The organism is Paenibacillus ehimensis NBRC 15659, assembly GCF_004000785.1.
GTDB lineage: Bacteria > Bacillota > Bacilli > Paenibacillales > NBRC-103111 > Paenibacillus_G > Paenibacillus_G ehimensis.
In genome coordinates this window covers 21,692-44,918 of the sequence record NZ_BILX01000054.1, presented here as the reverse complement: position 1 = coordinate 44,918, position 23,227 = coordinate 21,692, and the positions used below count along the sequence as shown (strand labels likewise).

22 protein-coding genes are annotated in these 23,227 nt (G+C 54.7%); 2 read left to right on the top strand and 20 right to left on the bottom strand.

Features of this window, described 5'->3' with window-relative positions; all coding sequences use genetic code 11:
• From PEH01S_RS24435 to PEH01S_RS24395, 9 genes are all read right to left on the bottom strand, one after another.
• Positions 1–3,139: DUF6531 domain-containing protein (locus PEH01S_RS24435; protein ID WP_246063056.1), on the bottom strand; the 3,139-nt coding region annotated here is incomplete at its 3' end.
• A 73-nt stretch (positions 3,140–3,212) separates the two neighbouring features.
• Complete coding sequence (locus PEH01S_RS24430; RefSeq protein ID WP_127488590.1) at positions 3,213–3,614, bottom strand: DUF4280 domain-containing protein; 402 nt, start codon at positions 3,612–3,614, stop codon at positions 3,213–3,215.
• Positions 3,615–3,733: 119 nt separating this feature from the next.
• The gene (locus PEH01S_RS24425) at positions 3,734–4,225 is read right to left on the bottom strand and encodes an imm11 family protein (protein ID WP_127488588.1); all 492 of its coding nucleotides are present in this window, start codon (positions 4,223–4,225) and stop codon (positions 3,734–3,736) included.
• A 29-nt stretch (positions 4,226–4,254) separates the two neighbouring features.
• Positions 4,255–5,385 carry a pentapeptide repeat-containing protein gene (locus PEH01S_RS24420; protein WP_127488586.1) on the bottom strand — a complete coding sequence of 377 codons (1,131 nt, stop codon included), beginning with the start codon at positions 5,383–5,385 and terminating at the stop codon, positions 4,255–4,257.
• A gap of 48 nt (positions 5,386–5,433) precedes the next feature.
• Positions 5,434–6,870, bottom strand: coding sequence for a hypothetical protein (locus tag PEH01S_RS24415; protein WP_127488584.1), 1,437 nt, complete (start codon positions 6,868–6,870; stop codon positions 5,434–5,436).
• A 3-nt stretch (positions 6,871–6,873) separates the two neighbouring features.
• On the bottom strand, positions 6,874–7,506 hold the full coding sequence (locus PEH01S_RS24410; RefSeq protein ID WP_127488582.1) for a hypothetical protein: 633 nt from the start codon (positions 7,504–7,506) through the stop codon (positions 6,874–6,876).
• A 238-nt stretch (positions 7,507–7,744) separates the two neighbouring features.
• Entirely contained in the window at positions 7,745–7,933 is a 189-nt protein-coding gene (locus PEH01S_RS24405; protein ID WP_127488580.1) for a helix-turn-helix transcriptional regulator, read from the bottom strand.
• On the bottom strand, positions 7,888–8,184 hold the full coding sequence (locus PEH01S_RS24400) for a hypothetical protein (protein WP_127488578.1): 297 nt from the start codon (positions 8,182–8,184) through the stop codon (positions 7,888–7,890). Before PEH01S_RS24400 ends, PEH01S_RS24405 begins: the two co-directional genes overlap by 46 nt.
• Positions 8,185–8,423: 239 nt before the next feature.
• Entirely contained in the window at positions 8,424–9,038 is a 615-nt protein-coding gene (locus PEH01S_RS24395; RefSeq protein ID WP_025850386.1) for a superoxide dismutase, read from the bottom strand.
• Positions 9,039–9,298: 260 nt separating this feature from the next.
• Here PEH01S_RS24395 and PEH01S_RS24390 point away from each other — a divergent pair, with 260 nt between their 5' ends.
• Both PEH01S_RS24390 and PEH01S_RS24385 read left to right on the top strand, forming a co-directional pair.
• Complete coding sequence (locus PEH01S_RS24390) at positions 9,299–9,688, top strand: hypothetical protein (RefSeq protein ID WP_127488576.1); 390 nt, start codon at positions 9,299–9,301, stop codon at positions 9,686–9,688.
• Between the two features lie 375 nt (positions 9,689–10,063).
• Positions 10,064–10,567, top strand: coding sequence for a fascin domain-containing protein (locus tag PEH01S_RS24385; protein ID WP_025850388.1), 504 nt, complete (start codon positions 10,064–10,066; stop codon positions 10,565–10,567).
• A 109-nt stretch (positions 10,568–10,676) separates the two neighbouring features.
• Here PEH01S_RS24385 and PEH01S_RS34760 read toward each other — a convergent pair whose 3' ends face one another.
• The 11 genes from PEH01S_RS34760 to PEH01S_RS24335 form a co-directional block, all read right to left on the bottom strand.
• Positions 10,677–10,838, bottom strand: a complete 162-nt coding sequence (locus PEH01S_RS34760; protein ID WP_164828030.1) for a hypothetical protein — start codon at positions 10,836–10,838, stop codon at positions 10,677–10,679.
• A 133-nt stretch (positions 10,839–10,971) separates the two neighbouring features.
• The gene (locus PEH01S_RS24380; protein WP_127488574.1) at positions 10,972–12,168 is read right to left on the bottom strand and encodes a 2OG-Fe(II) oxygenase; all 1,197 of its coding nucleotides are present in this window, start codon (positions 12,166–12,168) and stop codon (positions 10,972–10,974) included.
• Between the two features lie 203 nt (positions 12,169–12,371).
• Positions 12,372–13,760 carry an ABC transporter substrate-binding protein gene (locus PEH01S_RS24375; protein ID WP_127488572.1) on the bottom strand — a complete coding sequence of 463 codons (1,389 nt, stop codon included), beginning with the start codon at positions 13,758–13,760 and terminating at the stop codon, positions 12,372–12,374.
• A gap of 86 nt (positions 13,761–13,846) precedes the next feature.
• Complete coding sequence (locus PEH01S_RS24370; protein WP_127488570.1) at positions 13,847–15,640, bottom strand: sensor histidine kinase; 1,794 nt, start codon at positions 15,638–15,640, stop codon at positions 13,847–13,849.
• A gap of 95 nt (positions 15,641–15,735) precedes the next feature.
• Positions 15,736–16,518 (bottom strand): carbohydrate ABC transporter permease, encoded by a 783-nt coding sequence (locus tag PEH01S_RS24365; RefSeq protein WP_051570472.1) that lies wholly within the window; start codon positions 16,516–16,518, stop codon positions 15,736–15,738.
• A 105-nt stretch (positions 16,519–16,623) separates the two neighbouring features.
• The gene (locus PEH01S_RS24360; protein ID WP_246063055.1) at positions 16,624–17,517 is read right to left on the bottom strand and encodes a carbohydrate ABC transporter permease; all 894 of its coding nucleotides are present in this window, start codon (positions 17,515–17,517) and stop codon (positions 16,624–16,626) included.
• A 131-nt stretch (positions 17,518–17,648) separates the two neighbouring features.
• Positions 17,649–19,256, bottom strand: coding sequence for a helix-turn-helix domain-containing protein (locus PEH01S_RS24355; protein WP_036714340.1), 1,608 nt, complete (start codon positions 19,254–19,256; stop codon positions 17,649–17,651).
• Between the two features lie 159 nt (positions 19,257–19,415).
• Entirely contained in the window at positions 19,416–19,925 is a 510-nt protein-coding gene (locus PEH01S_RS24350) for a DUF4358 domain-containing protein (protein ID WP_127488567.1), read from the bottom strand.
• A 22-nt stretch (positions 19,926–19,947) separates the two neighbouring features.
• Positions 19,948–21,096, bottom strand: a complete 1,149-nt coding sequence (locus PEH01S_RS24345; RefSeq protein ID WP_164828032.1) for a DHHW family protein — start codon at positions 21,094–21,096, stop codon at positions 19,948–19,950.
• 23 nt (positions 21,097–21,119) lie between these two features.
• Positions 21,120–22,526: an MBOAT family O-acyltransferase gene (locus PEH01S_RS24340; RefSeq protein ID WP_127488563.1), complete on the bottom strand. Its 1,407-nt coding sequence runs from the start codon at positions 22,524–22,526 to the stop codon at positions 21,120–21,122.
• A gap of 27 nt (positions 22,527–22,553) precedes the next feature.
• A complete protein-coding gene (locus PEH01S_RS24335) occupies positions 22,554–23,219 on the bottom strand; it encodes a GDSL-type esterase/lipase family protein (RefSeq protein WP_127488561.1) in 666 nt (221 codons plus the stop codon).
• Between the last annotated feature and the right edge of the window lie 8 nt (positions 23,220–23,227).

Genomic DNA, 23,227 nt, shown 5'->3' with positions numbered 1-23,227 from the left:
CAAGCTCATCATACTGCCATGCCCGAATGCCGCCTTCCGGGTCGGTCACCCGCTCCAATCTTCCGTCTTCACGGTACGTATACTTCCATACGCCCCCATCCGGCTGCACTTCCTCGACGATCCGCCCGAACCCGTCGTACGCATACCGCGTAATCCGACCTTCCTCGTCCGTTTCGCTCAGCAGCTCGCCCAGTTCGTTGTACTCATACTGCACAACGCCGCCCAGCGGGTCGACGATCCGGGTGCAATAATACTCCGGGGTGTATTCATACGTCGTCGTATGTCCCTGACTGTTGCTCACTTCGTTCAAGCCGTCGTGATACGCGATACGCCCTTCCAGCAGCCCGTCGTCCCCGTACGTATGAACGCAGCGAGCCCCGGTTGTCGGGCCGTCATAACGCCAGTGGAAGCTGTACCCGTTACGGTCCGTCTTTTGGAGCATCAGGTGACCTTCATAGGACATGCGGGTCGTCTGTCCCAACGCATCCGTTACCGCAATAAGGTCCCCTGCCTCGTTATAGCCGTACTGCACCAGCACCTCGCGCTGCTCTCCGCGGTACACATGGGTCACTTTTGTGATGCGTCCGGCTTCGTCCGTCTGGATATCCAGTCTCCGGCCCACACTATCGGTTATCTGCTGTAAATAGCCACGGTCATCGTACGAGAGCACGATGGAATGTCCCCATTCCCGCACGATCCGTTCCAGACGAAATCTCGTTTCCATCCCTGTCTGTTTTCCAAAATGATACGTCAGACGGCTGTCTTCCTCGAATAGTGCATACCCGATACCTTCCCGGCGCAAAACCATCCGTTCCTTCGGGTTTCGCGTTTCCATCCGTCCCCGGTGCAAGCGCTCGAACGAAACCGCCCGTCCATCTGCGAGCAGTACACCGATGCAGTCATCCAGCACCTCCAGCCGCATATCCAGACTGTGATGCACCCCATGACCGAGCAATCCCCGATGGCCGCTGTCGCTGATCCAGCGCCGATCCCATTGGAGCGGCAGCGGACCCGGAAAGGCGAAGTCTGTCGCTTCGCTCATCATCCGTCCGGTGATCAAATCAACCGGCTCAAAGCCCCATTTACAGAAGCGGTCACTGAGTCCTTGGGTGCTCTTGAAATTCTTCAATACCTTATGGTTGAACTTGGTCAGCGCCTTCTTCGCCCCGGATTTCTCCAGCGCTTTCTGGAGCAGCGCTTTCCCCTTCTCCGCCAGCTTCTGCTGCATGTCCTGCAGCTTCTTCTGCAGCAGCTCCCGCAGCTCCTCGGCCTTCTGCTTCAGCTTCCGGGCTCCGGTCATCACCTTGTTCAGCGTGTTCTTCCCGAACTGGACCGCCTTCTTCGCCGCTGCCCGGCCGATTTTCGCGCCCATCTTGCCGCCTGCCTTCGCCGCCGCTTTGGCCGCGACCTTCGCTACGCCTTTCGCCGCCAGCTTCGCTGCCCCGAACGCCGCGCCTCCGATCGGCAGCATCGAGCCGATGGACAAGGCCGCGCCGAGGAAATCTCCACGGCAAATACTCACGACCGCGCTCGCCGCCCCCGCGATAATGCCAAGGCCCGGAACCATGCTGAGCACATCCAGCGCCGTTCCCAGCTTTTCCAAAAAGCTGTCCTTCTCCTTGTCGCTCTTGGCCTGTTCCGCTTCCGGGTTGCTGAGCGGCTCGAACGACTGCCGCTCGCTGCCCGTCATCATGACCTGCTGACCCATCACGTCGGTCATGTCGGTCAGCATCATGCTGCTTTTGCCTCCCGCGATCCACAGCTCTTCTTGCGCCTCGGCCCGGAACGTTTTCAGCTCGCTGAACGACAGCTCCTGCTCGGCCATCAGCACGAGGTCTTTATCGCTTTGCAGGGTAATTCCGTCTTCTTCGCCGATATTGATAAACAGCGCGCCTTCCTTCGCCGTAAATGAAATATCTTTCGTCCCCAGCTCGAATTCCTTGCCTCCGCCCGTGGAAAACGACTTCACGGTCGTGTCGGCCATTTTCTTATTCGCCTTCTCCGCCGCCTCGCCCTGCGGGGAAAACGGCGTCCGCACGGACTGAATCAGCATCGCTTCCGCTTCGTCGTGAGTTGGAAAATACAGCTTGATCCGCGATCCGACCGGCGGCATGGCATGGAAAATATGGCTTGTCGGCGACGAGTACGGGAACCAGACCGCTTCGTGCTCCGGCTGGATTTTGTCGATATCCAGATGCACCTTCGCCTTCTTGACGCCGATGGCTAAAATTTTGCCGTCCATCGCCAGCCCGGGCAGGTTCTCGTTATACCGCTTGTTTTGCCGCAGCCCTGCCGGGGTGGTGCACAAGTATTCGAACTGCAGGATGCCGTGGACCAGCGCTCCCTGAATGCCCGCAACGACAAACAGACGGCCGTTTCTCTCTACCTCCGCTCCGAGCTCCAGCCACTGGTCTTTTGCGACAATAAAACGCGTAAAATCTTCCTCCTGGAACCGCTCGACCTTCGTTTCCACCGCGGTCAGAAACGACTGCACGTCATGCCGGATGCGGTAGGCGCCTTCTTCCAGCTTCACATGCTGCTTGCCCGACGGCGTGCCGATCCACAGGCGCGGGGCATGCGTGCTCACGTCCGGCGTCACCACCGCGCCCGCATGGGAGGCGATCCGTTGAATAAACTCCCAATCCGTCTCCTCGTATTGGAGCACCAGATCGCCGAGCGATGCTCCGCGCTGGAACGCGTCGGTTTCCAGAAAGTTTCCGCCCGGATACGCGTGGATGACTTCGGACAGCACATCCGTATAAAGCATGCCCGCATGCTGGAAGGAGCGGCTTTTGCGCTGCACGTCCAGCTGGTACGTATGCGAGATGACGTCCACTTGGACGTTGTATACGCCATGGATGCGGTCAACTTGGATTTCATGCAGCTGCCCGAGGAACAACGGCACCTCCGGCTGCCCTTCGCGAGCCGCATACAGGCCGATAGTGTCGCGGTGACTGCCTTGCCGCACCAATGCCTGGCTGTCTTCCTCGCTCATGATGCCCCCAAGCTGCATGCGGGCATGGGCTCCGGGAAACCGCGTCATTTTTATATTTTCAAGCCGCAGCTTTCCGTACGGCCATTTCAGCACTAGGTCCTGTACGGTCAAGCCCGACAGGCGATCCGATTCGTTGTTTGACACGTCCATCCCCCTCAAATCTATTGCGAAGTAAAAGATGGCCTAAGGCTCATAAACCCGACTGCCGCTGCCGAAGCTATTCTTTCTTCTGCCCGTCGTCGGCGATATAGATGACCCCGCTTGCATGCTTCATGCACATGATGTAGGAGTCGCTGGTTAACACGGGCTTGCCGTCGATGAGCACGTCCGCTTTCCCGTTCATCCACTCCATGTTCACCTGCGGCTCGCACGGCGCATCCAGCGCTTCGCATACTCCGAAGGTGGCCGGTATATTGACGATGGGCTTGCTGTCCGCGACATTCATGAGCGGCTGCCCTTGAATATATGCGCCATGGCACGTGGGCAGATTGAGCAGATTCGGATTGCTGCCGCACTCGCACTCCAGTATCGCTCCTCTTACGACATAGCTGGCTTCCTGCCCCGCCGGCGCTTCTACGGTAGGCCCGGCGGGCTTTCTGAACGATATGACACTAGGCATTTGTTTCCCTCCTCAGGGCTTTGCTTTAGCAAAGCCATCTTCGTAAGCGTTACAGGGCTTTGCTATTGCAAAGCCTACTTCGTAAGCGTTACTGGGCTTTGCTTTAGCAAAGCCATTTCCTAATCCAACTCCACCGGGGTCAAATGAAGCCCCGTAAACGCCCGTCTGAGCAAGCTTTCCGCGATATCCAGCCGGACGATCAGCATATCCTCCTGCAAGCCCACCACGCGAAAAATGCGCTCCCGCCGCACTTTGGGGGCCGCCAGCACCAAGCGTCGGCAGGTCCCGCCGGCATCCACCTGCGTCCTCGCGGATAAACAATCCAGCTCGCCCGGCTCCATAAACCAATAGATGTCTTGACGCTGCGTGCTGCGTCCGGTCACGATAGCCGATTGAAACCGCAGCCGGTCGTCGTACTTCTCAAGCAGCGCCTTCAGCCGGTCCGAGACGAGCAGCCGCGGATAGTCGATGAAGTCGAGGTAAACCGGCTTGTCCCCGTCCTCTTTCACAAAAACAATGTTCCGCTCCTTCATCTCCATATCCCGGCTGACTTGCTCTAGCCGCAAGCCGTCGATGAACCGTTTGTCCTGCTGCAAACGAAAATAGTACATGTGCCCGTTCTTTCCTCCCCCGCCCGGGTCTAGCTGCGAACCTCCACCAGCCGCCCCGTTTCGTCTTCTTCCATCCAGCGCACCTGCCGTTTCTGCTCCTCGCTCAGCGCAAACTTGGCCGCCTCCTGCAGGATGATCTTGGCTCCACGCAGATCGGCTCCTTGAAAGTCCGCGCGCTCCAAGTCCGCAAACATCAGGTTGGCTCCCTGCAAATTCGCTCCGGCAAAGCTGACGCCGAAGGTGCCCATGACCTGCCCTTCATGAATAAGCGGCTCGCCGCCGACGGCTTCCTGAAAATTCGCCCCCTGCAGGTCGCAATGGCTGAAGTTGGCGTCATACAGCACGCTTTGGCTCAGATCGACGTCCTGCATGCGGCTGCCGCTAAAATCAACCCCTAAGCAGACGCTTTTGTTCAAGCGGCTTCCCGTCAGATTCGAGCCGGTCAGGTGGCTGTAAGCCACATCGGCTCCTTCGTAGCGGCCGCCGCTCAAATCAAGCTTACGCCAGTCCTGATAGCGGAAAAGCGTGCCGTCCTGCCGCTCCAGCGAAGCGCGGATCGCTGCCGCATCCTTCTCCTCGCGTACTTCTACCCATACGTCCTCGCTCAGATCAAGGTACTCGCCCGCGCGTATGCGGAACGTAGCGGCCCGCTCGATTCGCTGAAACTCCGGCAGCTCCACAAGGCGCGAAGCGGCCGCCCGGACAAGGCTGACGACATAATGGCCGGCGATAGAGACATCTTCCATCCAGACGCGGTCGCATTCCAAGGGCAAAATGTCGGCGCCGTAGCTTTTGCGCGCCTCGTCTATTTTTTTCCGGTACCTTTCCAAATGATCATACAGCCAAGGCAGCTCGTGCAGCTCCATGCAAGCCGCCCGGTCCAGATACCAAGTATCGTCGTATGCTTCCAGACTGCACATGAGCTTTCCTTGTCCAAGCCACGAGCGCAAATATGAGACGTGGATGTAGGCGATGGGACGTTTGTCACCGGCCTCTTGCATCGCATGAATGCGGAGGCAGAGCTTGCGGAACGGCTCGATCCACTCCCGAATGCGCGCCTCGGCCTGCTCCCGGACCTCCGCACCCATGCGTCCAATCAATGCCTCCCGCTGCGGCGCAACCTCCTGCGTCAGCCATCGTTCTAACGGTTCCTGCTGCAATGGTTTCTCCTCCCCGGCGTTTGTCCGCTCGCGCAAGCGTGCGCTTCGTTAGTTGTTATGAACCTGAGTGCCTTTCACATCGACGCGGTCCTCCAGCACGACGGAGCTGGCCTTGCAGGTTAACTCGATTTTTTCCTGGGCGGAAATCGTTATTTTTTTCGAGGTCATCGTCACTTCCTCGGCCGCTTTTAGCGTCACGTTTTTGCTGCTGACAATCGAGATGCCGTCTGCATCGCTAAGCGTGATCGACACGCCGTCGCCCGTGATGAGAATGTGGTCGGGGGCCAGCACGATCATTTTGCCGTTTTTGGTCTTGATCGTTTTGATGCTCGGGTCTTCCATCGGATCGCTTCCGCTGCCGCCTGCTGCTCCGGCTTCGGACTTCGGCTTCGGCACGGAGCTGACCGCAATCGCGTCCTCCTCCTTGTGCGTCGGAAAATAAATTCGCACATCGTCTCCGTTCTCGGGCATGCAGTACCAGCCGGCATTGTCTTCCGAAGCATAGATCGTCGAATAAGGAAACCAGAACGCTTTGCCCGCGTCCTGCGCCGGATCGATGTTCAAATGCGCTTTGATTTTGTCTTTGGTCACCGCAATCACTTTCCCTTGCAGCGACGCCCCGACAATGGCCATGTTGTACTGCTTCCGCCGGCTCAAGCCCTGACGCGTCGCCAGAAGGTACGTATATTTCAGAAGCCCGTCAAGCATGCTTACCCGAACCTCATAGACGACGAGCCGCTGGCGATCAAACGTCACTTCCATCCCAATCTCGAACACTTGATCGGTTTCCACTTCATAAAAGATGCAATCGCTCTCGCTTAACTCCGGCACAAGCCCCCGCACCGACTCCTGATACAGCTCCATCCGTTTGTGCACGCGATAATGATAAGCGTTCACTTCCCCTTTAAAGCCAAGGTCCGGAACGCCGAAGTGGACTCTGGGGGTATCGAAGGCGACGGCAGGCACCAGCCCGGTGTGGAAGTGGGAGGCTAGCCGTTTCAGCAGTTCCCAGTCCGTCTCCCGGTACTGCAGTACAACACGGCCGATCGCAGCGCCGTTCGAGGCTGCATCCATCACGTCCGCGCCGTCATAGTCCTGTACAACCTGGTCCACCAGCTGCGAATAGGCCATTCCGGCGTCCTGAAACGTGCGGTCCTTCCGCGTCACATCGAACTGATACGACAGCGACACGGCTTCCAGCTCCAGCTGGTAAACGTCCCGCACCTGATGGATTTGCATGCTCATAATCATGCCCTGAAACAGGTGGATTTTCCCGCCCTGCTCGGTCTTTTGGGTAACGGCGATATTCATCCGGGCATGGCTCATTTCCATGTAGCTGGCTTTCAGCTCTTCCGGGACGATGCCCGTCAAGCGAAGCGTGGCATGCTCGTTGATTTGCTTGACGATCGCCAGCTCTTGGATCGATTCGAACGTAAAAGGCGTAACTTCCAGATCCTGATAAGTCGCATAAGACCGTTCTGCCACCCTTTATTCCTCTCCTTCCCGCTTCGGATTGATTTGCAGGGCGTCCATGATGCCGTGAGCGATCGGGCGCCACTGCTCCATATATTTCTCCATGCAGTTCAAGCCAAAAAAGACGCCTTTTCCATCCAGCTCAATGAAAAAGATGCCGTTATACATGACCCCGTCCAGCACCGGCACGGAAAATTCGTAAAAGCCCATCTTGCGGCCGCCGACCTCGCGGACGCCTTCGCCGTGCCATTTGGCATTCGGCTGCATCCGCCGGATCATGAAGCTGAGATCCTTGACGAACGTTTCCATTTCGTCGTTTACCATCCGGTTAGGTGTCGGATTGACAGTCAGGTTAATCTCCAGCGTCGAGTCGGTATAGATCAGCTTCGGCCGACGGTCGGCCGGATATTTGATCCTGGCGTAATCCTCCGGCATCGGCTCGAAGGAATCCGGTACAAACATGAACACTTGTCCGGGCACCACTTCCATTCGGGAAAACTTGATCGTCTCGTCGCCCAGCACAAGCTCGCCCGCTTGAACCGCCCGGCTGACATTCTCTGCCGTCAATGCCGACTTCAGCGCCTTCTGGCGTTCTTCCTGCTCCTGCTTGCTTATCAGCTCCAGCCACTGCTCGTCCATATGCTCCATCGTTCATCCTGCCTTCCGTTCCGTCTCCATGATCCGCGGAATCTTTGATTTTCTGCAAATTCATTCCAGATTACACTTTTCATTGTATATCGGACAAAGCGATTGAGATTTTTAGATATTTTTAGTAATTTTTCCATAAGTGTGTTAATACTCACAATTTTGAGCCGCAGGCGGCACCAAAAATAAAAAGCAGCCTATCCTCCATAGAGGCGGGCTGCAATGCTACGCTTGCATCGTTTTAAGATTTGCACACTTCGCTCGGGATGCAGCCGAACGTTTTGCGGAACAACAGGGAGAAATGGCTTACATTATGATAGCCGACCATCCCGGCCGCTTCGCTGACATTGACCTTTCCCTGCTCCAGCAGGCTGTGCGCTTCGTTTATTCGCAGCGCGCGCACATAGCCGAATACCGTCGTGCCGAACAGCTCTTTGAAGCCAAGCTTAAGGGATCGATGCGAAGCTCCGTATGCAGGAAATCGTCTTTGGGCATAAGCTCCGTGTGCAGCTTCTTATCCTGGATGTAAACGAGCGTAGAGAGGCCCGGGGATAAGCTGTAGCTTCGGGCGTTACCTTCGGTTTCCCAGCAGCCTTGGCCGGACAGCGTATAAGCGATTTCCAAGTGCGGATAATCGACTCCGACGTCCAGAGTGACAGGCTCTCGAAAGCTCGCATCCAAACCAATTGATCTCCATGCCTTCTCTTAGGCGAATCCGGTTTAAATGAACCGTGCCTCTCGCTGCGGGCACCGAATACGTTTGCCGGGATAGCCCCTGTTCGCATGACAGCCGGCTGAGGCCGGTTAAAGCCTCGTAAATGCCCCCCAGATCCTTCGAATTTACTTGAAGCTTCACTGTGCGGACCTCCTGTCTGCGCAAATCGGCGGAAGCGGCTAGTCCGTTTCGACCAAGACCGCAATTAACGGATCGCCTCGTTGTATCGGCGGTTGACCTCTTCCCAGTTGACGACGTTCCACCAGGAAGACACGAAGTCCGGTCTTTTGTTCTGATACTGCAAATAATAAGCATGCTCCCACACGTCAACGACCAAAATCGGCGTTTTCTTCTCCATGAAAGGTGTATCCTGGTTCGGCGTACTGGTCACTTCCAGCTTGTCTCCGTCGACAACAAGCCATCCCCAGCCCGATCCGAAACGGCTGATTGCCGCCTTCGTCAATTCGTCCTTCATCTGCTCGAAGCTGCCGAAATGTTTTTCGATCCCCTTCGCAATATCTCCGTAAGGAGCTCCGCCCCCGTTAGGACTCATAATGGACCAATACAGGCTATGACCGTAATGCCCGCCCCCGTGGTTCCGGACGGCCATCCGAATATCCTCCGGCACATCGTTCAAATTGCTGATCAGCTCCTCAACGGTCGCATTCTTAAACTGCGGATAGCTCTCCAGCGCTTTGTTTAAATTCGCTACATAGGTTGCATGATGCTTGCTGTGATGAATTTCCATCGTTCTGGCATCCAGATAAGGCTCCAGCTCGTCATATCCGTAAGGCAGCTCCGGCAAAGTAAATTGTTCCATTCGACAATCTCCTTTCGATGATCTTTTTTTTCCAATGGTTGGGTACACCCCAAGTTTACACGATTGGAACATTTTTGTACATAACCAATTATTTTTACACAGGGAAACTTTTTTTGTATTTCTTCCCTTGGGTGTCGTGAACCCATTCCGCAGGAATAATCGGCTGCCCGAAATAATACGATGGCTACAGGCGACGGCTTGATACTCGTGGCACGAACCTCAATTTTGCATGTTACCCATCCTTGTGGAGGTAGGCGCTTATGCTGAATTTTTCGCAAATTTTCATCGAAGGCATGCTGCTGTCCGCATTTTTTTGCTTCGGTGTTCTGGGGATGTTGGCTTACAACCCTCGGCTGCTGTTAAACGATTATCCCCAAAGCATTCGGCTTTCCGTCCCCCCGAAATCGTCGAAGGAAACGAAGCTGACCAGGGCGATCGGGATACCGTTTGCAGCGGTTCTCCTTATCGCTCCGTTTATTTCCACGCTGCACTACGGTGAGATCGCCTTTATCCATGCTTTTTTGCATCCGTTTCTCGTGTTTGCCATCGTCAGCTTGGTGGATCTGATCGTTGTCGATTGGCTTATTTTTTTGCTTCATCACACCGGATTTTTTAGTTATTCCGGGAACAAAAGGAATGAAGGATTATAAAAATTACCGGTTTCATTTTTTTGCTTTTCTGAAAGGGATTGTCGTATACGGGGGCTTGTGTATGGTCATAGCGGGCATCCGCATGCTGCTCTGAAAAGCCGCCTTCTCGGAAATCCGCTCCCGTCTCGTATAAAAAGATTGCCGCTCTCCGGCCTTTCGTGCCAGATGGTTGGCAATCTTTTTCATTTTGACAGTTCTAACCATTGGATTTAGTAACATATATTGTAATAATTTACATCAAAAGGAGGTGAATGAGGTGGCACGGATTGTTCCGCGCAAGGATCGTCTGAGGACGACGGGTTTTTACCCTTAACTCCAAGAGCACGGCACGAAGCGCGAAGACTAAATCAAACGAATAAAAAGGAGAGTTATCATATGAAAATGTTATTGAAAAAAGCTCCGCTTTTCCTGTTCGCTATCGTAATGGCGTTATCCTTCTCGCTTGCCGCAAGCGCGGCCCCGTCCGCCGATCAAGCGGCTGCGGCGCCTGTCGTCAGCTTTCAGTCGGCCAATGGATCGTGGATTAAAGTGAATGGGGACGGCAGCGTAACGGCCAACGCCAGCTCGGCGGACCAAGCGGGCAAATTTGATCTGATTCCGGTGGACGCGCAGTATTTCGCCTTAAAATCCCGGACCAACGGCAAGTTTGTTTCCTTCAATGCCGACGGCACCGTAGTGGCAAACGCCGCTTCGATCGGCACGGCTCAGAAAGTGGCCATCACTTATGTTGTCAACACGCCTCAAGAAAAAGCGATTCAGGCCAAAGCTTTAAGCAACGGCAAATATGTCAGCGCCGTTAACGGCGGCGGCGGAAAAGTGGTCGTGAACGTTGCCGTACCGTCCAAATTCGAAACATTCAAAGTGAAAAACTGGCAGTAATCCGCATTTTGGTCGTAGGGGCGACGATTAAATAAGGAAAGGCGCCAAGGAGTCGTGAACGCGACAGCATTTGGCGCCTTTCCCGGCTGAACGTTTAAAGGTCCGTGCCTTACTTTGGACTTCCGCGCAGCCCCGTTCTGACCGCCAGCCCCCAGCCAAAAAACTCGGTGTGCTCTACAGACGCCAACGGCACATAAACGGCTCCTTCCACCACAAACGTATTATTTTGCTGTTGCACAATCCTGGAGTGATAAAGCTTGGAATGCTTCATGAATTCCACTCCCTATCGTTCGCGTCGGGGGATTTGCAGCCCTCCGGGTGTTGGAATCAATTCTTTATCTATCATTCACCACACGTTCTGCAGGTGTCAAGTTTTGGTTCAAATAAAAAACTATCATGAGCGTTCATGATAGTTTTTGGGCGGTTTTGATATGAGCGAAGCTCCCGCTGACCGGCTGCGGGTCGGTCAATAGATGCAGGCTGGAACATGACCTCTCAACCGCTTTATGCAGCCTCAGAATCTCGTCCGTGGAGTCCGGAGACAAAATATTGAGCTTGTAAGTAATGTTGCGAAGAGCCGCCGGAGTCCAGGCGTCAACCGCGGTCAGCTCGCCCGCTACTTCAACGTCCAGATAGTGCAGCGTAATTTCCCGGGAGGCAGCCAGCGACAAAGCGGCTTGAGCGATCCCGCTGCCCAGCGCGCCGAGCATCATCTCCGCCGGACTTGGCCCCAAGGCATACGGCTCTCCGGCTTCGGCTATAACATCCGTCGTAACCCGGAAGCCGCGCATTTGAATTTCCCGCTTCCCGGAGCCCCCCATCGCCACGACTTTGGCCTGCAGCTTCGCCGGCTCGCCCGGGCGGGACTGCTCCTGTTTGCGCGCGGCCACAATCTCATGCAGCTTCCTGGCTTCCGCTTGCGGCTCCTCCTTCGCAGGGGGCAGCATCGCCGGAACGGACGGAGCGGCCTCTTGCGGATCGGGCGACGCCTGACGCGGCTCGTACTGCGGCCGTTCCCGAAACCATAAGGTCGCGATCCATTTCTCCCCTTCCCTTAGCTCGCGGGAGCCGTGTAAAGAGAGCGGGTGCCGCTCGTTGGTGCCTCGCTTGCAGTTTTCGAAGACGATCAAATTGCCCTCCGAAGGCGCGATGTCCAGATTCAACTCCGGAAAATAAGTTTCCCCGCCGGCTTCGACGGTATTTAAATACAGGAGCGCCGTATAAAGACGCTGGCCTCCTTCGTCGTAAAACTGTTTGCCGGCTACCGTGTTCAGGTCGTACGTATCGAAATGCGCTCCGAACCTGCCTCCGGCCCCGTATCTTGCAATCTGCAGATGTTCCGCGTAATGAAGGGGCTGGCCCACAAGGGCCGCGAGCCGCTCGCACACTTCCCGCACGAGCGGATGCGAATCATGGCGAAACCAGGCAAAATCCGATTTGCGGAATTCGGAGGCGACGACTTCCTTTTCCCCGATCACCTTGGCAGGCTCCAGCTGATGTCTGGCTAGCTCGATCAGCTGTCTGCATTCCGGCACGGATACGGCCTGCCCGTAGCTTGCTACAAGCGGCTCTTCGTGAAAAACGACCGAAGGTTTCCTCACCGTTTCTCTCCTCCAACGGTTTAATATGCATGCGGATCAGCATCATCCTTCATAGCATATTAAAAAACGCTGCGCGCCGTGTGGACGAATGCGAAGGCGCATGAGCCTATTCAAAAAGCCGAGGCTGTCCTAATCTTCAAAAGCGAAAACGACAGCCCTCCAAATGAAAGCCTTCATTTGTAAGGGCTGTCTGTCTGATCAGCCTATTTCGCCAGCGTTCCCTGCAGCTTGGCCGACTCGAAGGCAGGATCCCCCTTCGACTTCGTGTCTCCGGCCGCTCTTACCTTCTCCAGCGCCGCGTTGTAACGCGTATTCAGATCGTTGATCACCTGATCCAAATCTCCGCCTTGCATCAAATATTTGGTCAGCGTGTCCGACTTCTTCATCCCTTCGACCTTGCCTTCTACCGTAAACGTAGGGGCAGCGGGATAAATGGCGTCGTATTTCGTCGGATTGAAATATTCAATCCCCGGTATGTTCGCTTTCTTCGCCGTCGACGTAACGTGCGGCAGAATGGATACGCCGTAGCCGTTCTCTTGGTAGCCCGATTGCACTTCATCGCTGTACATATACTCCAGAAACTTCCAAGCCTTGTCCTTGTTTTGGGAATCTTGGCTGATGGACAAGTAAGCGCCCCCGTTAACCAGGGCGGCCCCTTTCACCGTTCCGTCGATCGTCGGCACTTGGGCTGCGGCCCATTTGACTTGCGCGGGGAATTGGCTCTTGTAGACCGCAGGCTCGGACGAATGGTTAATGTACATACCGATCTTGCCTTGGGCGAACTGGGCGCGAAGCGGATCGATATCCAGCCCTTCGGCGCCCGGCATCATGCTGCCGTCCTGCTTCATTTGTCTCAAAGCTTGTACGATTTCCTTGTAAGCGCCGAAGTCGTATTGGCCGGTCTTCAGGTTATAGCCCTCCACGACATCCGTACCGCTCAGCGACGCGATCGGATAAGCGACGCGATCGATCGCCGTGGCGCTTTTGAAATTGCCTGCGAAGCCGTAAGCGCCCGTGCTCTTGCCCGCTTCGGTCAGCTTCTTGGCCGTGGCCACCAATTCCTGCAGCGTTTTGGGCGGTTCCTTGATGCCGGCTTTCTCGAACAGGTCCACATTATAGATAAGGCGCCAGATTTGCCCTACGTTCGGCAGGCTGTAGATTTTGCCTTCGTATATATTTTTTTCTTCGACAAGCGTGCTCGCGAATTTTTTCTTCATGTCGTCGCTCAGGTAAGCGTCCAGCGGAGCGAGATAGCCTTTCTTCACCCAAGGAACGACTTTGTTGAAATCGACCCGCAGAATGTCCGGCGCCTGCTTGCTTGCAAACGCGATATCGACGGATTGATCGTAGTTGTCCGCCATCACGTTTAATTCGACTTCCAGATTGTCTTTGTTCGTTTCGTTGAATTTGGCGATTACTTGCTTAATATAGTCCGCATCGGAACGGTCATTGGTCCAATACGTCAGCTTGGTTTTCTTCGCGTCCTGATTTCCGCTGCTTGATGCGGACGGCTTCTCCGGCTGAGCCGAGCAGGCGCCGAGCGATAAAGCCAGCAGCGCGCTTACCGCCGGGATGTACACTTTCTTGTTCATTGCAGCAATCCTCCCCCATGGAATTAACGGTTTCTACGTTCTGTTCGTATTATAGAACACTTTTGCCCAGTCTCAGGAAGGACAATTCAACTATCCATGGAGGAGGAAACTGCTATTATTACATCGAGCGGAATGCGCAGCGTGACGACAGTCCGTTCCCCGGGGGCGCTCGTCAGCTCCATGGACGCCCCGGAGCCGTAATACAGCTGCAGCCGGCTGTATATGTTGGACAGCGCATAGGACGACCGCTCGGCGCTTTTTTGCGCAAGCTCGCCGAAGACCTCATCGGCATTCATGCCGCGCCCGTTATCCTCCACGCTCAGCTTAAGACTGCTCCCCTCCCGCACCACGCCGATCCGAATGAATCCGCCCTGCTCCATATGCTCAAAGCCGTGCAGAATGCTGTTTTCCGCCAAGGGCTGAAGCAGGATCTTGATCAGAGGCAGCTTAGCCAGTGCCGGATCCTCCAGCTCGATCGCATAAGTAAACAAACCCTCATAGCATTTTTGCTGAATCTCCATATACTGCCTCACGTGCTCCAATTCCTTGTCCAGCGTTGTCAGCTCGTTCCCGTTATTCAACCCGAGCTGAAACAGCTTGGAAAGCGACATAATCATCTCCCGGACGTCGTGCTTCTCCGCGGTCTCGGACTTCCACAGCATCGTATTTAACGTATTATATAAAAAATGCGGGTCGATCTGGGCCTGCAGCGCCTTGATTTCCGATTTGCGCTTTTCCTGCTCCGACATTTTCACCTCTTCGATCAAAGCGGCCAGCTGCTTCAGCATCCGGTTAAAGCTGTCGCCCACCTGCGTCACTTCGTCATCGAATTTGCTTTCGAAGCGGACCTCCAGCGCATTATCGCGCTCCACCTTGTGCATAAGCCCTTGCAGCTTGTACAGCGGCTTGAGCAGCCGCGCGGTCAGCACATGGGAGAATACAAAGGCGAGCACGACACAAGCTCCCATGATCAGAACAATCAACCATTTGATTAACGTGATCTGGCTGAGAAGATCGGACTTCGATTGCAGGCTGACCAAAATCCAGTCGTCCACCAGCTTCAGATGCGAGTAGTTGACGAGCAAGGAAGACTTGAACGGCCGACGCAGCTCGTATTCGAAATGTCCCGCTCTCCGGTCGGCCATTTGGCTTAAGAAGCCGGATTGCCGGTTTAAATCTCCGAAAGCCCGCGACATAGTCACCGCCTCTTGTCCTTCGCTTCCGAGCAGAAGAAAGTCGATCCTCTGACTGTAAAAATCCTGGTAGACATCCTGCCTGATCGCTTCTTCCTTAATATTGATGACGATATAGACATCCGAGCCCGAGCTTTCCGTATACGGCTTGAGCAGCAGCGAGAGGACGCGGCTGCGCCCGGTAAAGAGCGTATCCTCGTGACTTCCGACCCAAACGGACGGGCTGTCACGCTCCTTGAGCAGCTCGTACAGGAAAGTGCGGTTGAACGCCACCTGTGCATTCCGCACCGCATTCGTCGGATAAAACTCCCCGACCGGCGTGCTGATCAGCACTGATTCGATCGACGACTCGTTTAATTTGATCTGAGTAAACAAGGCCTGCAGCGCGGATAAATGCTGGTAATAGTTCGCGGAATTCCGCACGGCCGCATCCTGCATCATCTGCTTGAACGGCTCGCTGATCAGAATCGTCGACGAAGAGACGACAATGTGCCTTAGACGTTCATCAAGCACCTGAACGGCTTTGTTCAACGTGTTCTGGCTCAGCTGAAAAGCGTTATTTTCCGTCACCCGCGAAGCGATGTAATACGACATGACGCCTGTCGCCGCGATACATAGGACCGTCAGCAAAATGCAGGCCATCCACATTCTTTGTTTCAAGGACGAACGATAAATGAACCGGTTCATCTCTTTCCTCCACTGTCTGCTCAATCTGCTTAAACCAAAATAACTCTAGCACAGGCCAGAGTTATTTTCGAGTCGTCCGGTGCGGAGCGGGCCTGCTATCCTTTGAGCGAGCCGGCGGTCACCTGCATAAACGATTTGTTGGCGAACATATAGACGACCAGCATAGGCACAATGGAGATGCAGGCTCCGGCCAGCATCAGCTGCAATTCGGCCGCCGCGCCGACACCGTATTTCAGATTCGTCAAGCCGACGGTTAAGGTCTGGAGCTTCGGCGTGCTCATCGTGAACACAAACGGCAGAATGTATTCGTTCCATGCGTTGCGGAATGTAAACAACGCGGTTACGCCGATCGCCGGTTTCAGCAGCGGAAGCACAATGCGCCAATACACGCTGTAAAAATTGCAGCCGTCGATATAGGCCGCTTCGTCCAGATCTTTGGGGATTCCCTTGAAAAAGCCGATCAGCATGAAAAACGCAGTGGCATGAGCGCTGATCAGAATCAGCACGACGCCCCAGAGCGATTGATTGAGGTGAAGCGCGACCATCAGATCAAACTGCGGCCGAAGGACGACCGCTCCGATGGAGATAAACATCGTGCTCGCCTGCAGGGCGACGTAAGCCTTTTTCCCCGGAAAATGCCCCCGGTCCACCGCATAAGCCGCCATAGAGGTGACCAGCAGGGTTCCGACGGTCGTTGCCGCGCTGACAAACACGCTGTTCCAAGTAAACAAAGCGAAATTCGCTTTTCTCCACGCTTCCGCGTAGTTGGAGAACAACCATTGCTTAGGGAACAGTGTCGCGCCGGCGGTCACTTCCAGATTCGTCTTGAAGGAGCCCAGAATCGCGACGATAACCGGAAACAGCGTAATTACCGCCATAACAAGCAGAAATGCCCATAGAACCGTAAGCGAAGCATAGGCGGAGAATCGGACTTGCAGCTTCGTTGTGCTCACTTGTATTTTCCCCTTTCCGTGAACGAATGTTTAGTACAGTTTGTTAAGTCTGCGGGATAGCGCAAAATAAACCAGCGTGATCAAGCCGACCATGACGGCCGTCACGAAGCCTACGGCGCTTCCGTAGCCGATCTGCTGTACGTTCGCATTCGTCGTGGAAACCGGGAAGAACAGCTTGTACACGTACAGGAACATCACTTCCGTTTTGCCGAAAGGCCCTCCTTCCGTCAGCACCATAATATTCTCGTAGCCCTTGAGCGAGACGGTGATGATCAGCATCATGACCATTTGCAGAATCGGTCCGAGCATCGGGATGGTGATGAACCAAAATTTCTGAACCGTGTTCGCGCCGTCGATGGAGGCCGCTTCGTACAGATCGTCCGAAATATTTTGCAGCCCGGCAATGAACAGGATCATATAGTTCCCGATCGCCCCCCAAATCGCAATGATAATGACCGTAGTCATCGCATAATCGGGACCCAGCCATTCGATCGGCTGCGATATGAATCCCAGCCTCAGCAAATACTGGTTCAATATGCCGTTGAACGAATTAAATACAATGCCGAACACAACGGACATGACCGATGCGCTGATGATTGTCGGCATGAAGTAGATCGCCCGGAGAAGCTGCCTTCCCTTCATCGCCCGGTTCAGGATCACGGCCAAAATAAGCGACAGCGGGATGGTGACGACGATTTTCCCGGCCGCATACAGAAACGTATTGTATACCGACAGCCAAAATTGGGAATCCTCCATCACTCGGGCAAAGTTGCCGAGGCCGATAAACTTCGGAACACCGAAGCCGGGATAATCGTAGAACATAAACCGAAACGCCCACAAAATGGGATATATTCCCAGAACGAGCGTCAGCACCAAGCTCGGCGCGATGAATACATAGGAATGGAAAACCCTTCTTTTCGTCACTTGCCATCCTCCCCTTATGACTCTTCTTCCTCTTACTATAAGAGAAAGCGGTCTTGGCGCAGGAGAGAGAAACTCACTTTCCTGAGGGGATAATGCAACTGTGGAACAAGGCCGGAACTCGATATCCAGGCTTATTTGGAACTGCCGTACAGCTGTCTGAATTCCGATGGCGTCATGCCGCAGTGCCGCTTGAACAGCTCCGTAAAATAAGGCCGGTCCTCATAGCCCAGCGCCAAGGAAATCTCCTGAATCTGCATGCCCCGGGAAAGCATTTCCTTAGCCCGTTCCATCCGCTCCGCCGTGACGAACTGGGTCACCGTCATCCCCGTTACCTTCTTGAACAGGTTGGAAAAGTAGCTCGTGCTCAAATACACCATCTTGGCGTATTCCCCGACCGTGAGGTTCAAGTCCAGATGCCCGCGGATATATGCGATGACCTGGTCCACCTGCTGGCTCGCCTCCCTGCTCTGCTGCCTGCGGATTTTTTCGCACCCCAGCCGGCACAGCTGCGTCACCTGGCGCTGCAGTTCCTTTAGCGTCAGGGAGGTATCGTGTTTCATTTCCGGCAGCATGGCTTCCAGCTCGGCCATTTCGGCGGGAGGCACTTTCTCGGCCACGACCCGGTTCATCAAGAAGATCAGCTCGTAGTACACGGCCTTCATCGATCCGGGCTCCGGAGGAACGCCGGCCGGCTGACCTTCCCGGAATATGTCCTCCAAACACTGCAGCGCCTTCTGCTCGTTGCCCAAACGGATACAGTACAGCAGCTCCTTTTCCTTTTCCGCGGAGTATCTCGGAGACAGCCCTTTCTGCCGGGGCACATTGCTGAAGCTGTAGACGCTGTTGCCTCCCGTATAAAAATTGTAGGAAAGCGCCGTCACGGCCTGTTGGTAGGACTGCGAAATCTCGTGAACCTCGCGGACCTCGCCGCCTAATCCGATCGAGACGGTATGCTGCGTGAACCGATGAATATGCTCCCGGCATTTCTCGGCGATCATTTCCGCTTTTTCGGAGGGGGACGGATTCAAAATGGCCGCGAATTGATGAACGTCCTCCCGGAACACAAGTCCCGTCGTAAAGGCAGCGATCGTTTCCTCCATAATATTTTGGATGGTGAACCGGATCAGCTCCACCTCACTGACGGGAAGCGCCTGACTCCGTTCCTTGAAATGATCGATTTCAACAAGCATCACCGTAAAATGCTGCTTGGCAATCGGGATCTGCAAGAAATCCCAGCGCTGTCTGGCACTGAGCGGACTGGCCGGGTACCGAAGCAGCAGCCGGAAATACTCCTGCCGGAGCAGGGGCATGCTTTCCCGGATTTGACCTTCCATCTCCGTCATCCGCTCGTGCCGGAGCATCTCAAGCTCCAGCGCTTGCTTGGCTTTCAACACGACCTCCAAAATCTGCGCAGGGGTAAACGGCTTCTGAATAAAGTCGAAAGCGCCCAAGCGAATGGCCTGCTGGGCGTAGTCGAAGTCGGAATATCCGCTAAAGAAAATGATTTTGGTCAACTCGCCTTGCGACACAACGGCGCGGGTCATTTCCAATCCGTCGAGCTTCGGCATGCGGATGTCGGACAAGATCAGGTGAGGCTTGGCCGAACGGATCAGTTCAATCCCGTCCTCCCCGTTGAAAGCCGTACCCGCGATGCGGATTCCGTGTTCCTCCCACGGAATATGATTCACAATCCCGTTGACTACGGTTTTGATATCGTCGATCACGCACATTTTCCACATGTGTTCCAAATGCCTTACGCCTCCCTCGGAAACCAAGCGAACCGGACCCGTGTCCGGTTCATTCGCAAGTATAACATTATAACGGTTCCCGTCTGTTGAACAGCGGCAATTCCACTTTTGTTCAGGGACAAATGCATTGTGTTTCCGCAGGCGGCACGGTCAACTCCGACGAAGTGCCTCGATGAAAAGCTGCTCCAGGCGGTCAGCGTCCTTCGATACGGCAAATAGAACAAAGCGGCCTTCGCTCTTCAAGACATGCTTTTGGACCAAAGCGTACTCCTCCGGGCGATAGTCTTTAAATTTCACCGTTTGCGCATCGATCCTTTTCGATACTTGCTGCTTGACGCGTTCCGCTTGGGCCGCATCCTTCACTTGAATGACAGCCACTTCGTCCGCTTTCACATTCGATACGGCCGTATACAGAACGAAGTCCTCGACTTCATCGCCGCGGAGATGATATAACCGCTGAAGCGTCTCTTTGTCCCGCTGCTTCAGTTCATCCAGCTTCACCGCTTGCTTCAGCCGTTCTGCCAGTTCGGCAACCGTCACATCGCTGCGGCCCCCCTCCGGTTTGCCGGAGCAGCCGATCATCACGGCGGCGAAAAGGACCGCAATGACCAGCAGCGGGATCAAGCGCTTCCCGTTCGCTTTTGCAAATAAGCTTACCATCAATCTTCCCCTCCTTTCCGGCTTATTCCGGCGACTCCGCCAGTTGGTTCAACGACGGATCCTCAAAAAACGTATTGGCGTTGTACAGCAGCAGCACGTCGCGGATTTGACGCTCTTGCATGAGCGCCTTCAAGTCCTTCTCGTAATATCTCGGGTCGACGACATAAATTTCGCTGAAATGCGAAGCTAGAAAAGGAATGAAGCTGTTGGCATACGAATCCTTGACCACCAGCAATTTCGTTCCGTCGCGAAGGCCTGTCGTTATTTTGATCAAGGAATGATTGCCGCCAAAAAATACCGTGTACTTGTCCTTCTTGCCGAGATTGTCCATCGCATACATGGAATGCGAGCTTTGACCCTCATCGACGTACTCTACGATACAGCTCTCGCCCGCCTTCAGCGTATACAGCTCGATACTGTCGGGCTCGACATGTCTGAAGCCGCTCTTCGAATACAGCGAGCCGTAGAACTCATCCGTCACTTGGCGGATGGTGAAGTCTTCTTCCTTCCTCGGGGTCAGTCCCATCCGCTTGCCTAGCTCCTGATAAGCGTAGAATGCGCCTCTTGTCGTCCAGTGATGATCGGTTTTATAATAGACGGACCTTTCCCGCTGCGCATGAAGCGCGGGATATACGTCGACAAAGCGAATATCCCTACGCAGCGCCTGCTTCACTTGATCGAGATACGTCAGCTCCTCGCCCGCTGGCGCGTAGTCCGGGAGCTTATCGGCAAGCACGCTGGCGGCGGTAGGTACGAGCATGACGAACATGCGCAATCCAGGCGCAGCCTTAGCCAGGGAATGGATCGCGTTCACCTTATTCTCCAAATCCCCGTCTGCGGGCGGAGTGAATTTTTGAATGAAATAGCCGTCCTTCCCGAGGTAAACCCCGTTGCTCTCCTTCTTCCCCATGGCCCGGTCCGCATCGGATTTGACGCCGATCCAGAAATCCCTGGCCATAAATTGATCGGAGATATATTTCTCGAAGCCGGCAGTAAACTTTCCCGAAACCAAGCTGTGAAACGAAAACGGCGGAAGCTGCTCCAAGCTCCGGTTTTCCGCTTCCGAAAATGATTTGCTTGGCTTAAACAGATTGACCAGCATGACGCCCCCGAGCGAAAACAGGAGCAGCATGGCGATCATCGCTTGCGAACGTTTGCTGTACCTGTGCATGTTATGCATGAAGATCACCCTCTTCAAAATCTAAAGTAGAGGAATGGGTTATAGGTGGCATTGACCAAATAAGCCGTTGACAGAAACAGCAGAACGAAATAGACCGCAGGAGCGGCGACTACGCCTGTCCTCCGGAACCTTTCGGTCAGCCGGGTCATCGCTTTTCCCGGAAGCGGAGTCGAGCATAAAGCCAAGACGACCAGCAGCAGGAGATTCGCCGACAAGTCGTACCAGGTGCGGTTGTCCGCCAAGCCATGCGCCCCGAAGCCGAACATCGTCCCGATATAGGCGGTGGCTGACGACAGCTTCTCGAATTCGAAAAACACCCACCCGACCATGACGATGACAAGCGTATACCCATGTCCGACAAAGCGCGGTTTATTTTGCAGCCACCTTAACAGAAACAGCTTTTCGACCGTAACGAAGAACCCGAAATACAAGCCCCAGACGACGAAATTCCAGCTCGCCCCATGCCACAATCCGGTTAGGAGCCATACGACGAGCAAATTCCGGAGCTGGTTGAGCATCCCCATCCGGTTGCCGCCAAGCGGAATATACACGTACTCCCGGAACCAGGAGCCTAGCGAGATGTGCCACCTGCGCCAAAACTCCGTAATGCTTCTGGAAATATACGGATAGTTGAAGTTTTCCATAAAATCGAACCCGAACATTTTGCCGAGGCCGCGCGCCATATCCGAATAGCCGCTGAAATCGAAATAAATCTGAAACGTAAAGGCGATGATGCCGAGCCAGGCGGAAGCCACGGTCAGCTCGTCCGCAGGCGTCGCTTTCACACTTGCCCACAGCAGCCCGATGTTGTTGGCCAGAAGCACCTTTTTGGCAAGCCCCCTGATGAAGAGCTCCGCCCCTTCGCCGAACCGGTCCAGCGTTATGGTCCGGCCCGCGAGCTGGTGCGCAATATCGCCGTACTTGACGATCGGACCCGCAACAAGCTGCGGAAACATCGTAATATAGGCGCCGAACGACAGCAGGTTGCGCTGCGCCGGGATTTTGTCCCGGTACACGTCCACCACATAAGACATCGTCTGAAACGTATAGAACGAGATGCCGACCGGAAGCGGAAGCGCGGCCGCCTGAATCGACAAGCCGAACAGCTGGTTGAGATTGTCCACGAGGAAGCCGTAATATTTGAAGAAGCCGAGAATCCCCAGATTGACGGCGATGGAGCCGATGAATATCGTTCTGGCGATGCCTTTACGGCTTCTGTACTTGTCGATCAGCAGCCCGTTCGCATAATCGAACAGGGTCGAAAAGACCATGATGACGATATATACGGGCTCTCCCCACGCATAAAACACCAGACTGACGAAGAGGAGCACAGCATTCCGCAGCCCGGCAGGCGACACATAATAAACCAAGAGCGTCAATGGCAGAAACAAGAATAGAAAGATCAGACTGCTGAATACCAATGCCCGTTCACTCCTTGCCGGAAGCTCCTATTTCACGTGATCCTGCAAAAGCTTCAGCAGCTGCGTATAATATTCGGCTTTCATATGGATGCCGTCCGTATCGTGCAGGTCCGGATGAGCCGCAAAAATCGGGGATACGTCGGTGAAACCCACCTTTTCCTTGGCGGCCAGCTCCTTCAGGCCTTGATTGTAATCCGCAATGTTTTTATAGCGCGGCTCGCTCTTCTCCGCTTCCGCCGTCACCGGCGTGACCGATAAAATCGTAATTTTGGCTTTCGGCAGCTTTTCCTTGATTTTTCCGATCAGCTTCGCATAGTTCGCCAGCGAAAATTGCTTGGGATTGTCCGTAGGCCATAAGAGATCGTCCGATCCTAGTTGGATGAATACGTGCTTCGGATTTCGGCCGGCCAAGTCGTCCACATCCTCCAAGGCGAACATGGCGGTCGCGCCCGCTTTGCCCATCACGTTTTTGTCATCCAGCATCCCATGGAACGATAGTCCTTCCGTAATCGAGTCCCCGAGAAAGACGCTTGAGCTGTACATCGATTTATACGAAGTCTCGGCGGTCGCTGCTGCCGCTTCCTTGTCGCGGGTTGCAGCGGCCAGGCCCTGCTCCCGTTCTTCATTTCTGCAGGCCGCGAGCGTGAATGCGATAGCCCCTGTCAGTACGATTGCCGTCCATTTGTTTACCATTTCGATTT

Bases quoted from the DNA above. Each gene is read 5' to 3' on its own strand.
- PEH01S_RS24335 (WP_127488561.1), bottom strand. From the start codon at position 23,219: ATGGTAAACAAATGGACGGCAATCGTACTGACAGGGGCTATCGCATTC.
- PEH01S_RS24345 (WP_164828032.1), bottom strand. From the start codon at position 21,096: ATGCACAGGTACAGCAAACGTTCGCAAGCGATGATCGCCATGCTGCTC.
- PEH01S_RS24350 (WP_127488567.1), bottom strand. From the start codon at position 19,925: ATGGTAAGCTTATTTGCAAAAGCGAACGGGAAGCGCTTGATCCCGCTG.
- PEH01S_RS24365 (WP_051570472.1), bottom strand. From the start codon at position 16,518: ATGGCGGTAATTACGCTGTTTCCGGTTATCGTCGCGATTCTGGGCTCC.
- PEH01S_RS24425 (WP_127488588.1), bottom strand. From the start codon at position 4,225: ATGTACTATTTTCGTTTGCAGCAGGACAAACGGTTCATCGACGGCTTG.
- PEH01S_RS24395 (WP_025850386.1), bottom strand. From the start codon at position 9,038: ATGGAACAATTTACTTTGCCGGAGCTGCCTTACGGATATGACGAGCTG.
- PEH01S_RS24355 (WP_036714340.1), bottom strand. From the start codon at position 19,256: ATGTGGAAAATGTGCGTGATCGACGATATCAAAACCGTAGTCAACGGG.
- PEH01S_RS24430 (WP_127488590.1), bottom strand. From the start codon at position 3,614: ATGCCTAGTGTCATATCGTTCAGAAAGCCCGCCGGGCCTACCGTAGAA.
- PEH01S_RS24370 (WP_127488570.1), bottom strand. From the start codon at position 15,640: ATGAACCGGTTCATTTATCGTTCGTCCTTGAAACAAAGAATGTGGATG.
- PEH01S_RS24390 (WP_127488576.1), top strand. From the start codon at position 9,299: ATGCTGAATTTTTCGCAAATTTTCATCGAAGGCATGCTGCTGTCCGCA.
- PEH01S_RS34760 (WP_164828030.1), bottom strand. From the start codon at position 10,838: ATGAAGCATTCCAAGCTTTATCACTCCAGGATTGTGCAACAGCAAAAT.
- PEH01S_RS24375 (WP_127488572.1), bottom strand. From the start codon at position 13,760: ATGAACAAGAAAGTGTACATCCCGGCGGTAAGCGCGCTGCTGGCTTTA.
- PEH01S_RS24385 (WP_025850388.1), top strand. From the start codon at position 10,064: ATGAAAATGTTATTGAAAAAAGCTCCGCTTTTCCTGTTCGCTATCGTA.
- PEH01S_RS24410 (WP_127488582.1), bottom strand. From the start codon at position 7,506: ATGGAGCATATGGACGAGCAGTGGCTGGAGCTGATAAGCAAGCAGGAG.